The following is a 13,366-nucleotide window of genomic DNA, read 5'->3' as shown; positions in this document are numbered from 1 at the left end:
TTCGGCGTGAAATTTTCTTACGCCCTCGTCTTGGTCGCCGTGTCATCGGCCGGGGCGCCGGGCAGCAAGATGCTGACATTGGTGCCTTTTCCAAGGACGCTGGAAATATCCAGCCGACCACGATGCCGTTCGACAATATGTTTGACGATGGCCAGGCCCAGGCCCGTGCCGCCCATCGCCCGGCTGCGGCCCGAATCGACGCGATAGAATCGCTCGGTCAGGCGGGGGAGGTGATCCGGGCCGATGCCTTCGCCTTCGTCCGCGACCGACAGGCGCACCATGCCGCTGGGCCCTTCGCCCAGGGTGACATGGATCGGCGTGCCGGGGCGGCCATATTTGACCGAATTGCCGACAAGATTGTGGATCAGCTGCGACAGCTGGGCGCGGTCGCCCTGGATCGCGGGCAGGCCGGGGGTGATCTCCATCTCCACCTCGCGGCCGCGATCGCCATTGCTGGTGCGGAACACGCCGACCACTTCGGCGGTCAGTTCCGACAGGTCGACGGCGGCTTCGGGCAGGCGATATTTCTCCGCCTCGATCCGGCTCAATGAGATGAGATCGTCGATCAGCCGCTGCATCCGGCGCGCTTCGCCGTCCATGATCTTGAGGAAGCGCTTGCGGGTTTCGACATCCTTGCCCAGTTCCGGGTCGGCCAGCGTCTCGATGAAGCCCAATATGCCGGCCAGCGGGGTGCGCAGTTCATGGCTGGCATTGGCGACGAAATCGACGCGCATCCGCTCGGCCGCATAGGTGCCGCTATGGTCGACCAGATGGACGAGGCGGCGCATGTCGCCGACTGCGCCCACGGAGGCGATGCGCATCTGCCAGCGCTGTTCGCGGGTGCCCAGGCCCACCAGTTCGATCATCACCGGTTCGGCCAGTGGTGCAACGCTGGCCAGCCGCTCGGCGGCGGCGGGGTGGCGGATGGCGATGCGCGCGTCCTCCCCCTCGATATGGCTGCCGAGCAGGCGTTTGGCGGCCTGGTTGGCATTGACGATCCGGCCCCGTTCGACCAGCATCAGCGGATCGGAAATGGCTTCCAGCAGGCCGGGAAAATCGGGATGGGCGAACAGGTCGGGCGCATCGAGCGCGATCGTCGGCACGTCGCGGCCGACCGGCACGCCTTCGGCCGTGATGACCAGCACGATCAGGCCGGCGAGCACCGGCAGGGCGATGGCGAGCGGCGATCCGCCGAGAATCAGCGCGCCACCGGTACCGAGTAGCAGCACGGCCAGCGAGGCTGTAATCTGAGAAATTGTCAGTCGATTCATGGTTACCGTGCTGGATTTTGCGCGCATTTGCTGCGATGGCTACAGAGAATAGCGCCCAATATTTACGCTTTGGCAAGCGCGATAGCGGAACATTGTGACATGAGCGAGCCCATCCCCGGACCGGAAAGCGTGGAGCCTGAAAAGGCGACGAACGAAGCCGTTGTGCCCGATCTGGCCGTCCCTTCGCGGCGCCAGTTGCTGATGGGCGGCGCGGTCGCGGCATCGGCGATCGTGTCGATCCGCCCGGCGCTGGCCAATACGGCAGCGTCTGTTCTCAACTGCACCATTCCGGTGCCCGATCCGTCGCGGTCGGGCAATTATATCGCCCCCAACGGCCAGATGGTGCCGGCGGGAACGCCGGGCGCCTATCCGGCGAGCGGGCGCACCTATACCGGTGAGCAGGTCAAGCAGGCGCTGCGCGGTCGGCCGCTGCCGGGCACCAGCTATGAGCAGAATCAGGCCTATCTGAACTATATTCGCCGCCTCCAGTCGGGACAGAGCGGCTTTACCTGTTTCGCATCGCTGCAAATGCCGCGTTAAGCCCCAAAGCCGGGGTGAACTGAAAGAACCGATTACGGGTCGCCCGCGTTGACGGCGTCGAAGCATCGACATTTCCGTCGAGCGCAAGGGCGACACCATGTTCCATGCACGCCAGGTGGCGGCACATTCTCCATTCGCGGTCGTCTATCTCTATCGCCCCGGTGACGGGGGGCTCGACCGGGTCGCGATCCAGCTTGCCAATCATCTCCACCGGCGCGGGCTGCGGGTCGAATTGTGGCTGGCGCATCTGGACGGGCCGCTGGCCGGGATGATCGACCCGGCCCTGACGGTTCGCCGTGTCTGTGCGCCGCGCTGGGCCCGGCGGCTGTCGATGATCGCGCAATTCCTGCCACTGGCCGCGATGGTGCGGCGCCATCGGCCCGATGTCGTCTATTCGGCTGGTAACCAGAGCAACATGCTGGTCGCCGCCGCGACGCTGGGCACGCAGACCCGTGCGGTCGGCCGCATTTCCAACCCGATCGTCCGGCCGGGACAGCAGGGCCTGTCTGCCTGGGCGCGCAAGACCCGGTTTCGCGCGATTGCCAGGGCCTGCAGCATGACCATCGTCATGGGTGAGACCGATCGGCAGTTGCTGGCCGAGGAGGGGCCGCTTGGCGGTCGCGACGTGCGGCTGATGCCGCGTCCCACCGTCACCCGGCTGATGGAACAGGCCTGCAACGATCGCGGCACCGCTTGTTGCCCGCAGCGCCCGGCGCAATTGCTGATGGTCGGGCGGCTGGCGCCGCAGAAGGACCAGGCGACCGCGCTGGCCGCGCTGGCGCAATTGCGGGGCCGCGACTGGCGGCTGCGCATCGTCGGGCAGGGACCGCTGCGCGCCCAGCTGGAGGCGCAATGCGCGCGGCTGGGCCTGTCGGACCGGGTCGAGTTTCTGGGCTTCGTCGATTGTCCGCACCGCATGGCCAGCCTGTTTGCCGAGGCGGACCTGCTGTTGCAGCCGTCCTGCTGGGAAGGGCTGGCCGGCACGATGATCGAGGCGCTGGGCTGTGGCGCGGGCGTGGTGGCGACCGATTGCACCCGCAATATTCATCCGCTGCTGGACGCCGCCGGCCAGCATCCGCCGGTGCCGGTCGGCGATGTCGATGGCTTTGCCCGTGCGATCGAATGGGCGCTGGCCCATCCCGCGCCGCCCGAGCAGCTGGCGCAGGCGGTGCGCGAGCATGGGCTGGACCGGGCGCTCGACACCTATATGCGCGCGCTGATGACGGTCGGCGCGCGCGAGCTGCCGGTCGGCGTTGCGCTGCAGGCCTTTCCCTGATGCGTTAGGCACTTGGCTACCCTTTTGGCTTTAGGGCAAGAGGGAGCCATGGAGGTGCCGGACGCGTGGTCAGGGAAGAACTATATCGTCGCGAAGGGGCGGAGGCGATCATCGTCCGGCCGCTGGATGATATCGTCCTGCTCTATCATCGCCCGTCGGGCCAGACCCATATGGTGATCAGCCCGGTGCCCGAGATATTGGACGCCATGGCCGATGGCCTGCCGGCGAGCGCGACGATGCTGCGCGATCGGCTGGCCCTGCTCTATGATCTGGGCGAGGGCGATGCGGTGGGCGAGATCGGCCAGCATCTCGCCTATCTCGATCGGATCGGGCTGGTGCGCCCGGCATGAGGCACAGCCTGACCCTGCGCATCGGCCCGGCGACCTTCCGCATCGGTTCCGCCTGGGCCCAGCCGATCGACCAGTTGAAGCGCCTCTATGCCGATTATCCCGATGTCGATGGCGCGATCGCCGATTTCACCGTGCGGTTGCAGCCGACCAGCGCTGTCCGGCGCTGGATGCGACCGTCCATCTTCATCACTGGCGATCATGGCCTGGCCGACGCGGCGCCGATGAGCCTGGCGCATGGGCTGCTGGCAGCGGAAATGGGGATGAACCTGCAGATGGCGCTGGGCTGGCGCCGGCATCTGCTGCTCCATGCGTCGAGCGTCGAGAAGGACGGGCGGGTGCTGGTGATGACCGGCGAGTCCGGGTCGGGCAAATCGACGCTGGCGGCGCAGCTGGGCGAGCGCGGCTGGCGGCTGATGGGCGACGAGTTTGCGCTGCTTGATCTCGACAGCGGCGCGATCCTGCCCTTTCCCCGGCTGGTGTCGCTCAAGAACAAGGCGATCGACGTGATCGCCGGCGAGGTGCCGGCGGCGCGCATGGGGCCGTTGCTGGGCGCGACGGCCAAGGGCGACATTCGCCATATGGTGCCGCGCGCCGATGCGGTGGCGCGGATGAGCGAGGGTGGGATGCCGGCGCTGTTGCTGTTCCCCCGCTTCGGTTCGGGGCCGGCGGAACGGCCGGTGGGGCAGGGGGAGGTGTTCATGCGCCTGACCCAGGCGTCGACCAATTATGTCGCGCTGGGCGAACCGGCATTCGCCGCGCTGACGCGCTTCGTGGCGCAGGTGCCGGCGCGGGCGATCGACTTCCCCTCGGGGGATGCGGCGATCGCCATGGTCGATCGGCTGTGGAGCGAGATCGCATGAGCGCGGCGCTGCTGGTCGGGGCCCTGCGCGATCCGGCGACGGCGGCGGCGCTGGACGCGGCCGGCTGGAACAGCCTGATCGCGATGGCGCGGGCGGAGCGGCTGATCGGCACGCTCGCCTTCCGGCTGGAGGGGCAGGCTGTACCCGATGCGGTGCGGCCGATCCTGACGGATGCACGGGAGGATGCGGCGCGCGAGGCGCGGCAGGCGATATGGGAGGCGGACCGGGCGCGGGCGGCACTCGCGCCGATCGGCCTGCCGGTGATCCTGCTCAAGGGCACGGCCTATGCGGCGGCGGGCCTGGCGGCGGGGCAGGGGCGCTTCATCGGCGATCTCGACATATTGGTGCCGCGCGACCGGATCGATGCGGCGCCCGATGCGCTGATCGCGGCCGGCTGGGAATGGGTCAAGGAAGACCCCTATGACGACGCCTATTATCGGCAGTGGATGCATGAGCTGCCGCCGATGATCCACACCGAGCGCGACCGGATGATCGACGTGCATCATACCGTGCTGCCGCTGACCGCGCGGCCCACGCCGGACGCGGCCGCGATGATGGCGGATGCCGTGCTGATAACCGATGGATTATATATGCTGTCGGCGGAGGACCGGGTCTGTCATGCGGTCGCCCATCTGCTAGCGGACGGCGATTTGCAGGGCGGCCTGCGCAACCTGTGGGATATTCACTGCCTGCTGGCCGATATTGATCCCCAAGCGTTAGAAGCGCGGGCGGCCCGGCATGGGATATTTCCCCATGTGCGGCAGGCGCAGCGGCTGGCCGCGGCGATCTATGGCGCGGGCGGGCGGCTGACCCTGTGGGACCGGCTGGTGCGGGCGCGGCTGCTGGCGCGCAATGGCTGGGGGCAGGAGACGCGTAAAGCGCTGGTGTTCGCCTTCTTCGTGCGGTCTCACTGGCTGCGCATGCCGCCGCTGATGCTGGCGCGCCATCTGTTCACCAAATGGCGCAAGGGGCATCGGCCGCAATAGGTCAGGGTTGGGCCAGGGCCGCGTCCAGCGCGAGACCGGCCATGTCGGCGATGGCGAGCAATCGCTCGACCGGCTTGCCGTCGCGGGCATCGGACGACAGGCCGGACATGACCGTCACCATATAATCGGCGACCGGCAGCGCCTGCTCGGGATGGCCGGGGGCCAGATAGTCCCGGACCCGATCGACGCTCCTGTCCTTCCAGCAGCGCGCCTGTGCCGCGGCGGTGGCGTCGGCACCCCGTGCGGCCTCCAGCACCATGCAGCCCGGCGCGGCCGGATCGGTGGCATAGATGCGGGCGGCGGTCCGCAGCAGTTCGGTAAGCGCGGCCGCCGGCGGCGCACCGGGCACAAGGATATCGTCCACCGGCAGGGCATTGCGGGCGTAGCGCGCCAGCACCCGGTCGAACAGGGACGCCTTGTCACCGAAAGCGGCATAGAGGCTGGGCGGATTGATCCCCATCGCCTGTGCCAGCGCGGCGACGCCGACACCGTCATAGCCATGGTGATGAAACAGCGCCTGCGCCGCAGAAAGGGCGGCGTCCTCATCGAAGGAACGCGGGCGGCCCCGGCTCTTGGCTTTTTCTTTAATGGTCATTACAAAAATCCTTGACGGGCGCGATCGGTGATTTATATAGCGATCATTACAAATTTAGCAAGGAATTGTCCGATGACCGATTTCACTGCCAAGAAAGTCCTCGTCCTCGGCGGCAGCCGGGGTATCGGTGCCGCGATCGTGCGGCGTTTCGCCGGTGACGGCGCCGATGTCGCCTTCACTTATGCCGGGTCGCAGGATGCCGCCACGGCGCTTGCCGCCGATGTCGGCGCCCGTGCCATCCGCTCCGACGCGGCCGATCGCCAGGCGGTGATCGACGTGGTGGCGGGCGAGGGCGCGCTCGACGTGCTGGTCGTCAATGCGGGGACGCTGGTGTTGGGCGATCCGCTGACGCTGGACGCCGATGCGGTCGACCGGATGATCGATATCAATGTCCGCGCGCCCTATCATGCGGCGGTCGAGGCGGCACGGCAGATGAATGATGGCGGCCGCATCATCGTCATCGGTTCGGTCAATGGCGACCGCATGCCGTTCGAGGGCGGCGCGGCCTATGCGCTGACCAAGTCGGCGCTGCAGGGCATGGCCCGTGGCCTGGCCCGCGACTTCGGTGCGCGCGGCATCACCGTCAATATCATCCAGCCCGGCCCGACCAATACCGACATGAACCCGGCCGATGGCCCGATGAGCGCCACCATGCACGGCTTCATGGCGATCAAGCGCCATGCAACGGGTGAGGAAATTGCCGGGCTGGCCGCCTATCTGGCGGGGCCGGAAGCCGGCATCATCACCGGCGCCATGCACACGATCGACGGCGGTTTCGGCGCCTGATCGTCCGTTCGGGAGGGGTGGCTGAACGGCCGCCCCATCCTGTTGCGCCGCCTCTTTTCTTCGCGGCGCGCGATGCTATGATGAGCGCCAACGGGCCGTGCGGGCGCCCGTTCAGGCGATGATCGTCCAAGTTCCGCTCCATGCGCCGCGCCTGCGGCAGGAGCCGATGACGATGACGACACTGGATGATGGTCCGCCGCCGATCCGCCTGTTCCCGCTGTTCCTCAAATTCCTGCGCTTTGGCTGCCTGGCCTTTGGCGGGCCGGTCGCGCAGATCGCGATGCTGCGCCAGACCCTGGTCGAGGAGGAGCGCTGGCTGTCCGGGCCGCGCTTCAACCGGCTGCTGGCAGTGATGCAGATATTGCCCGGCCCCGAAGCCTATGAACTATGCGTCCATATGGGCATGATGGCGCGCGGCCGGATCGGCGGGCTGCTGGCGGGGCTGGGCTTCATGCTGCCCGGTCTGCTGCTGATGCTGGTCGCCGCCTGGCTCTATCGCGACTGGATCGCCGGCGCGGGCTGGGCGCTACCGGTGCTGTTCGGCATTCAGCTGGTGGTGCTGGCGATCATTGCGCGCGCGGTGCAGCGGATCGGCGGCCATGTGCTGGAGGACCGGTTGCTCTGGGCGCTGGCGGTGGGCGCCTTTGCCGCGACTTTGCTCGGCACCCCTTTCTGGATTCCGTTGCTGGCGGCGGGGCTGGTCTATGGCTTTCGCGCGCGGCCGATGGTCATCGGCGCAGTGCTGGTCGGGGCGGTCATGCTGGCGTTGTTGCTGCACAAGGGGACAGTGGCGGTCGCGCCGATCCCGATTGTGGCTGGTGCCGTGCGGCCCGACATGCTGCTGCTGTTCATTGCCGGGCTGAAGGGCGGGCTGCTCACCTTTGGCGGCGCCTATACCGCCATTCCCTATGTGCGCGGCGATACGGTCGGGCGCGGCTGGCTGTCGGACGGGCTGTTCCTCGACGGGGTGGCGCTCGCCGGGATATTGCCGGCGCCGCTGGTGATCTTCGCGACCTTTGCCGGCTATATGGCCGGTGGGCTGGGCGGCGCGCTGGCGATCACGGCGGGCATGTTCCTGCCAGCCTTCGCCTTTTCCCTGATCTTCTATGAGCGGCTGGAGGCGCTGGTCGAAAATCCGGCGCTCCACCACCTGCTGGCCGGGGTCGCGGCGGCCGTGGTCGGGGTGATCGCGGCGACGCTGGTGCAGCTGGGTTGGGCGGCGGCGATGCGGGCGGACCGGCTCTGGGCGGCGGGCCTGATCCTGCTGGTCGGCGCGCTCTGCGCCTGGCGGATCAAGGGGCGGTGGAGCATGCCGGCGATCATCGCGCTGGGCGGTGGCGCGGGGTGGTTGTTGCAGCCCTGACAGGGGCGCCATGCAAAGGTTCATCGCAGCTTAAGCACGGGAGGCGGAAGGGCGGCCTTTCCGCCTTTCTTCCCGGACATATGCGTGATGCCGTCGATCGAAACCTCCTGGCCCCTGGCTGAGCCTGTTGCCGCGCAGAAGGCGCGTCCGGTGCCGATTGTCACGCCACCATTGGCGATCCGGCGGCATTTCCTGACGGCGCTGGGTGTGAGCATGCTGCTGCTCGCCCTGCTGCTGGACATGGCGGACCTGCGCATCGATTTCTGGCAGCCGAGCAGCATCGCCTATGGCGCGGCGGCGGCGCTGTTGCTGGCGCTGCGCTTCGGCCTGCCGCGCAGCGGCTGGCGCCATGCCGGGACGGTGGCGCCATTTGCCACCTATGTCGGCCTGTTCACGCTGATTTCGGTCATGGGGGCGGCGGCCAGCTATCCCGTGGCAGCGCTGACCCATGGCTATGCCGACGCCGCGTTGCAGCGTATCGACGACGCGCTGGGGTTCGACTGGCTCTATTGGTATCGGCTGACGGCATCGCACCGAACACTCCAATTTCTGGAAACGGCCGCCTATCGCAGCATCTATGTGACGCCGGCGCTGCTGCTATGGTGCATGGCGCGGGCGGGTGAGCAGGAACGGGCCTGGCGCTTCATCGCCACCTTCTGGCTGGCGGCGGTCATCACCCTGATCCTGTTCAGCCTGATGCCGGCGGTCGGCCCCTTTTCCTATCTGTGGCACGAACCGATCCACTACATGCCCGAAAGCGAACTGTGGCAGCAGGGGTTGATCCCGGCGCTGCGGACGCATGCGGTCCATGCCATCGATCTGGGGCAGTTGCGCGGCATCGTGTCGGCGCCCAGCTTCCATACCGCGGCGGCGGTGCTGTATATCGCGGCGGGCTGGCGGATCGCGGCGCTACGCTGGCCGATCGTCGTGCTCAATGCGGCGATGCTGCTGTCGACGCCGGTCGAGGGCACCCATTATCTGATCGACATGATCCTGGGGCTGGGCGTGGCGCTGACCGCGCTGGCGCTGATGGACATGCATCGGCGCCGCTGCGCGGTCAGCGTATAAGCTCAATCCTTCTTGAGGATATCCATGGCGAGGACGGTCATCGCCTCGCTGGCGGTGGCGATCACCTTGTCGGCCTCCGGCGCCCAGAACGGACTGTGCAGCGAGGGCAGGGTGATCTGGCCAGCCTGCGCCGCCGCCATCTTGTCGGCCGGCACGCCGCCGACCCAGAAGATGAAGCTGTTGATCGACTTGTCGGCGCGGTAGAAGCGGCCGAAATCCTCGCCGCCCATCACCGCCGGGGTCTTGACCACGCGGCCCTCGGCGAAATGCCCCTTGAGCAGCGCGCCCATCTGTTCTGCAAATTCGGGCGGGTTGTAGGTGGACGGGGTGAACTCGTCCTTGACGCTGACCACCGGCATCTTGTCGTCGGGCACGCCCGCCGCAATCGCTTCGCCACGGGCGATCCGCTCGATCCCCTTGATCAGCTTGGCGCGGGTCTCGTCCGAATAGCTGCGCACGGTCAGCAGCAGCAGCGCCTGATCGGGGATGATGTTGTGCTTGGCGCCGGCCTGGAAGCTGCCGACGGTGACGACGGCGGGATCCTGCGGATCCTGTTCGCGGCTGACCAGGGTCTGCAGCGAGGTGACGATGCGCGAACCCAGCACGATCGGGTCGCGGGTCGTCTGCGGATAGGCGCCATGGCCGCCCAGCCCCTTCACCACGATATCGACGCTGTCGACATTGGCGAGGGCATAGCCCGGCGTATAGCCGACGACGCCGGCCTGGAGATTGGCGGCGTCATGAAAGGCGATGGCATGGGTCGGGCGCGGGAAGCGGGTGTAGAGCCCGTCCTCCAGCATGTCGCGGGCGCCCTTGCCCACTTCCTCGGCCGGCTGGAGGATCATCACCAGCGTGCCCTTCCACTTGTCCTTCTGGCTCGACAGGAGCTTGGCGGTCTCGATGAAGGCGGTCATGTGGGTGTCATGGCCGCAGGCATGCATCACGCCGGTTTCGACTCCCTCGGGCGTCTTGGTGCGGACCTTGGACGCGAAGTCGAGGCCGGTCTGCTCGACCACCGGCAGCCCGTCCATGTCGGCGCGGATCAGCAGCACGGGGCCGGAGCCGTTCTTCATCACCGCGACGACGCCGGTGCCGCCGACCTTCTCGGTCACGTCGAACTTCATCGCTTTCAGGCGCTTGGCCAGCTTGGCGGCAGTGTTCACCTCCTGCAGCGAAAGTTCGGGATTGGCGTGCAGATCGCGATAGAGGGTCATCAGCCCCTCCATGTCCCTGGCGATCAGGCCGGGCAGTTCGCTCTGCGGCGTTGGGGTAGGCTGGACCATGGCCGGCTGAGCCGGCGGCGGCGCAGCCGGGGTTTGGGCGACGGCGATGGACGAAAAGCTGACAGCGGCCAGAAAGGCCGTGAGCGCGTGGCGCATATGATTGAATCTCCCTTGCTGGGCAGGAGCATAGGGGGATTTTACGGGCGTTAAAGGGGGATTGTTACGGTGCTGGCCTGCGCGCGCGGCAAGGTTCAATAATAGTCATAGATGCCGGTATAGGGGAGCTGGAAATAGTTGAGGCCGCTGCCGATCATGCGGCCGACGCGCGACCGGCTGTTCTTGAAGAAGAGTTGCTTGATGTTGAGCGCGACGCCGAAGAAAATGTCGCGTTTCGGGGGGGTGCCGGCGGCGCGGTCGGCGAGGGTGAAATCCTTGCCGCGATAGCCGACCTGCAATTCGACGAGCCGCAAAGGGCTCGCTTCCAATTTCCTGAACCCGGCCAGTTCAAGCGACAGCAGGAAATGCTGCTGTTCATAATGGCGCTTCCCCTTGAAGCTGTAGACGTTGGAATTGGGCACCATCATCAGCCGGAAATCCAGCTTCTCCTCCAGCCCCGGCACGGTGTGCCGCAGCACGGAAAAGGCGGCGCCGGCCGTGTTGAAGACAATGTCCTGGTAGGAGAAGCCGCTGTCGGTCTTATGGCCGTCCCATAATTCGCCGTAGAATTGCAGCGCGGTCGACAGCATAGCGGCCGGCAAGGCGGCGGCAGCCCGGTCATCAGTCTTGCGGGCGATGCGCGCGCCCAGAAATTCGGCGAAGAGATAGGCATTGAAGGCGTGCGTCAGCTTGTCGATGCCAAGATTGTTGGTGTTCTTGCCGAACCATCCTTCATCCTTGAAATGAAAGGATGTCGTGTCGTCGGTCCAATAGGCCTGGGTGGCGGTGATATAGGCGAAAAGCCCCAATGTTTCCCATTTGGCCGCCGCCATCCGGCTGCCGAGCGACCGGTAACGGTCGGGATCGATTGCAGCCGGGCTATCTGTATCGACGGTAATGGATGGGCCGACACTGTCCGGCAGATCGGTCTCCAAAGGCTTTTCCGGCGTGAGGCTGGCGAGATCGAAGGAGATGGCCTCGTTCGCGGTCAGGGCGGCAGGGGAAGCCGTTTCGCCTGAATCATGTACAAGCGGGGAGAGGTCGGCGCTTTCCTGGGCGCTGACTTGCGACGGTGTGACGGTTGCGAGAAGCACCGACAGCATCGACGCGCGTAACGATCGCCCGCTTGGGCCTGCATGGTCCGATTGTCGCGCCAACGCCCCTTGCCCCTGTGAAAAGACAAAGCGACCCTTGTTCTGGAAGGCATATTATCGGACGGGCGGCAGCGGATATATTCGTGTGAAATGCCTATAGGCGGGCAGGAAGCGTGCTGGATGGCCTCGAAGGCGAAGACAGCGCCCGCCCGGTTTTCCGGGCGGGCGGCATCATCATCGCTGCGAGATGAACGCCCGGATATCCGCGCTCAGCTTGCGCAGGTCGTCCGGGCGGACATACATCATGTGGCCGGCATCATAATAATGATACTGGATCCGCGCGGGATCGAAGCCAGTGCGGCTCATCGCATATTCGGCGCCGAAGAAGGGGGTGGCGAAATCATACCAGCCCTGGCCGACGAACACCTTGAGGCCGCTATTCTCGCGCAACGCCTTGCTGAGATAAGGGGCGACGCTGGCGTAAACTTCGCTGTCGCGGTCGCGCTGACCCTGCAGCTTCCAGTCCCAGCCGCTGACCCCGCCGATCGTCACATAGCTGCGCTCGGTCTTGTACTTCAGCTCGTCGCGGGCATAGCTGTTCATCGCGGCGGTATAGGCGCCGTCGATCGCGTAGAAGCTGGGGTCATTGTCCGGCTCCTCACCGGCCGCATCATAATCCTTGCCGGTATAGCGGGTGTCGAGGCGGCCGATGGAAACGCCGCGATCGCGGAGCAATTCCTTGTAGAAACGGCCGGGCGAAATGCGCAGTTCGGCATGGTCGACAAACTGCTCCGACAGGCCGGTGAGGCGGGCCAGTTCGGTGCGGACGCTGGCGCGTTCCTGGTCCGACAACTGATTGCCCTTCAGCAGCGCGGCGGCATAGGGGCCGATCGCAAAGGCGCGGGCCTGCTGGGCGGCTTCGGCCACGGTCGCGGGCGGATTGCCCATCTTCTTGTGATACCAGGCGGTCGTCGCCATCGAGGGGAGGTTGAGGATATAGGGCATTTCATTGCCCTGCACCTCGGCCGAGGCGCCGAAGTCGAGGATCGACGAGATCAGGATGATGCCGTTGACCGCGACGTCGTTATAGCTGCCTTCCAGCTCGTTGATCAGCGCGACCGAACGGGTGGTGCCATAGCTTTCGCCGCCGATGAACTTGGGCGAGCGCCAGCGGCCATTCTCATTGAGCCACAGGCGGATATAGTCGGCGATCGACTTTGCGTCGGCCGATACCCCCCAATAATCCTTGGGATCCTTCTTGCCGATGGCATGGGAAAAGCCGGTGCCGACCGGATCGATGAAGACGAGGTCGGTGACGTCCAGCAGCGATTCGGCATTGTCGACCAGCGGATAGGGCGGCGCGCCGTCATCCTGTGCGTCGGGCAGCACCACGCGCTTGGGGCCGAAGGCGCCCATGTGCAGCCAGAGCGAGCCCGAGCCCGGACCGCCATTATAGAGGAAGGTGATCGGGCGCTTCTTGTCGCCGCCATCCTTGACATAGGCGGTGGCATAGATGGCCGCGAGCGGCTTGCCGTCCTTGTCCTTCAGATAGGTTTCGCCGGTGGTCGCGGTGTAGCTGATCGCCTTGCCGCCGAACACGCCCTTATGATGGGTGACCGAGACATTGGGGGCGGACACGCCAGCTTCGGCGGCCGGTGCCTCGTCCTTCTTCTTGTCCCCGTCCTGGGCCTGGACGGCCATGGGCATGATGGCCAGCGCGAGCGCGGCCAGCGAAATCGTCAAACGCATTAAGGATGCTCCCCTTTCTTTTGTGGCGCATGCGCTAGCGGAGAGAGGG

The 13,366-nt window shown here is 66.3% G+C and carries 13 protein-coding genes; 8 read left to right on the top strand and 5 right to left on the bottom strand.

Features of this window, described 5'->3' with window-relative positions; all coding sequences use genetic code 11:
* Window positions 1–17 precede the first annotated feature (17 nt).
* Complete coding sequence (locus BRX37_RS11035; protein ID WP_125986960.1) at window positions 18–1,271, bottom strand: ATP-binding protein; 1,254 nt, start codon at window positions 1,269–1,271, stop codon at window positions 18–20.
* A gap of 99 nt (window positions 1,272–1,370) precedes the next feature.
* Between BRX37_RS11035 and BRX37_RS11030 the strand changes: the two genes are divergently transcribed.
* The 5 genes from BRX37_RS11030 (at window position 1,371) to BRX37_RS11010 (ending at window position 5,283) form a co-directional block, all read left to right on the top strand.
* On the top strand, window positions 1,371–1,811 hold the full coding sequence (locus tag BRX37_RS11030) for a hypothetical protein (RefSeq protein WP_125986958.1): 441 nt from the start codon (window positions 1,371–1,373) through the stop codon (window positions 1,809–1,811).
* Between the two features lie 97 nt (window positions 1,812–1,908).
* On the top strand, window positions 1,909–3,087 hold the full coding sequence (locus BRX37_RS11025; RefSeq protein WP_125986956.1) for a glycosyltransferase: 1,179 nt from the start codon (window positions 1,909–1,911) through the stop codon (window positions 3,085–3,087).
* Between the two features lie 65 nt (window positions 3,088–3,152).
* Window positions 3,153–3,437 (top strand): HPr-rel-A system PqqD family peptide chaperone, encoded by a 285-nt coding sequence (locus tag BRX37_RS11020; protein WP_125986954.1) that lies wholly within the window; start codon window positions 3,153–3,155, stop codon window positions 3,435–3,437.
* On the top strand, window positions 3,434–4,297 hold the full coding sequence (locus tag BRX37_RS11015) for an HprK-related kinase A (protein WP_125986952.1): 864 nt from the start codon (window positions 3,434–3,436) through the stop codon (window positions 4,295–4,297). Before BRX37_RS11020 ends, BRX37_RS11015 begins: the two co-directional genes overlap by 4 nt.
* Window positions 4,294–5,283 (top strand): nucleotidyltransferase domain-containing protein, encoded by a 990-nt coding sequence (locus BRX37_RS11010; protein ID WP_125986950.1) that lies wholly within the window; start codon window positions 4,294–4,296, stop codon window positions 5,281–5,283. Before BRX37_RS11015 ends, BRX37_RS11010 begins: the two co-directional genes overlap by 4 nt.
* 1 nt (window position 5,284) lies before the next feature.
* On the opposite strand, the gene BRX37_RS11005 is transcribed toward BRX37_RS11010, so the two are convergent.
* Window positions 5,285–5,878: a TetR/AcrR family transcriptional regulator gene (locus BRX37_RS11005; protein ID WP_125986948.1), complete on the bottom strand. Its 594-nt coding sequence runs from the start codon at window positions 5,876–5,878 to the stop codon at window positions 5,285–5,287.
* 72 nt (window positions 5,879–5,950) lie between these two features.
* Here BRX37_RS11005 and bdcA point away from each other — a divergent pair, with 72 nt between their 5' ends.
* The 3 genes from bdcA to BRX37_RS10990 all read left to right on the top strand — a co-directional run bounded on the left by bdcA (window position 5,951) and on the right by BRX37_RS10990 (window position 9,095).
* Window positions 5,951–6,664 (top strand): SDR family oxidoreductase, encoded by a 714-nt coding sequence (gene bdcA / locus BRX37_RS11000; protein ID WP_037510644.1) that lies wholly within the window; start codon window positions 5,951–5,953, stop codon window positions 6,662–6,664.
* A 172-nt stretch (window positions 6,665–6,836) separates the two neighbouring features.
* Window positions 6,837–8,027: a chromate efflux transporter gene (chrA, locus tag BRX37_RS10995; protein WP_125986946.1), complete on the top strand. Its 1,191-nt coding sequence runs from the start codon at window positions 6,837–6,839 to the stop codon at window positions 8,025–8,027.
* Window positions 8,028–8,114: 87 nt separating this feature from the next.
* Window positions 8,115–9,095: a phosphatase PAP2 family protein gene (locus tag BRX37_RS10990; protein ID WP_125986944.1), complete on the top strand. Its 981-nt coding sequence runs from the start codon at window positions 8,115–8,117 to the stop codon at window positions 9,093–9,095.
* Window positions 9,096–9,097: 2 nt separating this feature from the next.
* Here the strand turns inward: BRX37_RS10990 and BRX37_RS10985 are convergent, their stop codons facing one another.
* The 3 genes from BRX37_RS10985 to BRX37_RS10975 form a co-directional block, all read right to left on the bottom strand.
* Window positions 9,098–10,474 (bottom strand): amidohydrolase, encoded by a 1,377-nt coding sequence (locus tag BRX37_RS10985; RefSeq protein WP_069336151.1) that lies wholly within the window; start codon window positions 10,472–10,474, stop codon window positions 9,098–9,100.
* A 95-nt stretch (window positions 10,475–10,569) separates the two neighbouring features.
* A complete protein-coding gene (locus BRX37_RS10980; RefSeq protein WP_125986942.1) occupies window positions 10,570–11,577 on the bottom strand; it encodes a DUF2279 domain-containing protein in 1,008 nt (335 codons plus the stop codon).
* A 225-nt stretch (window positions 11,578–11,802) separates the two neighbouring features.
* Window positions 11,803–13,317 carry a S10 family peptidase gene (locus BRX37_RS10975; RefSeq protein ID WP_125986940.1) on the bottom strand — a complete coding sequence of 505 codons (1,515 nt, stop codon included), beginning with the start codon at window positions 13,315–13,317 and terminating at the stop codon, window positions 11,803–11,805.
* Between the last annotated feature and the right edge of the window lie 49 nt (window positions 13,318–13,366).

This window comes from Sphingomonas sp. S-NIH.Pt3_0716, assembly GCF_003950715.1.
GTDB lineage: Bacteria > Pseudomonadota > Alphaproteobacteria > Sphingomonadales > Sphingomonadaceae > Sphingobium > Sphingobium yanoikuyae_A.
Note: the sequence above shows the minus strand (reverse complement) of the source record. Positions and strands in the feature narration are given on the sequence as shown.

Excerpts from the sequence above, each read along its gene's own strand:
- chrA (WP_125986946.1), top strand. The coding sequence starts at position 6,837 with ATGACGACACTGGATGATGGTCCGCCGCCGATCCGCCTGTTCCCGCTG.
- BRX37_RS11015 (WP_125986952.1), top strand. The coding sequence starts at position 3,434 with ATGAGGCACAGCCTGACCCTGCGCATCGGCCCGGCGACCTTCCGCATC.
- BRX37_RS11035 (WP_125986960.1), bottom strand. The coding sequence starts at position 1,271 with ATGAATCGACTGACAATTTCTCAGATTACAGCCTCGCTGGCCGTGCTG.
- BRX37_RS10980 (WP_125986942.1), bottom strand. The coding sequence starts at position 11,577 with ATGCTGTCGGTGCTTCTCGCAACCGTCACACCGTCGCAAGTCAGCGCC.
- BRX37_RS10990 (WP_125986944.1), top strand. The coding sequence starts at position 8,115 with ATGCCGTCGATCGAAACCTCCTGGCCCCTGGCTGAGCCTGTTGCCGCG.
- BRX37_RS10985 (WP_069336151.1), bottom strand. The coding sequence starts at position 10,474 with ATGCGCCACGCGCTCACGGCCTTTCTGGCCGCTGTCAGCTTTTCGTCC.
- BRX37_RS11005 (WP_125986948.1), bottom strand. The coding sequence starts at position 5,878 with ATGACCATTAAAGAAAAAGCCAAGAGCCGGGGCCGCCCGCGTTCCTTC.
- bdcA (WP_037510644.1), top strand. The coding sequence starts at position 5,951 with ATGACCGATTTCACTGCCAAGAAAGTCCTCGTCCTCGGCGGCAGCCGG.
- BRX37_RS11025 (WP_125986956.1), top strand. The coding sequence starts at position 1,909 with ATGTTCCATGCACGCCAGGTGGCGGCACATTCTCCATTCGCGGTCGTC.
- BRX37_RS10975 (WP_125986940.1), bottom strand. The coding sequence starts at position 13,317 with ATGCGTTTGACGATTTCGCTGGCCGCGCTCGCGCTGGCCATCATGCCC.
- BRX37_RS11030 (WP_125986958.1), top strand. The coding sequence starts at position 1,371 with ATGAGCGAGCCCATCCCCGGACCGGAAAGCGTGGAGCCTGAAAAGGCG.
- BRX37_RS11010 (WP_125986950.1), top strand. The coding sequence starts at position 4,294 with ATGAGCGCGGCGCTGCTGGTCGGGGCCCTGCGCGATCCGGCGACGGCG.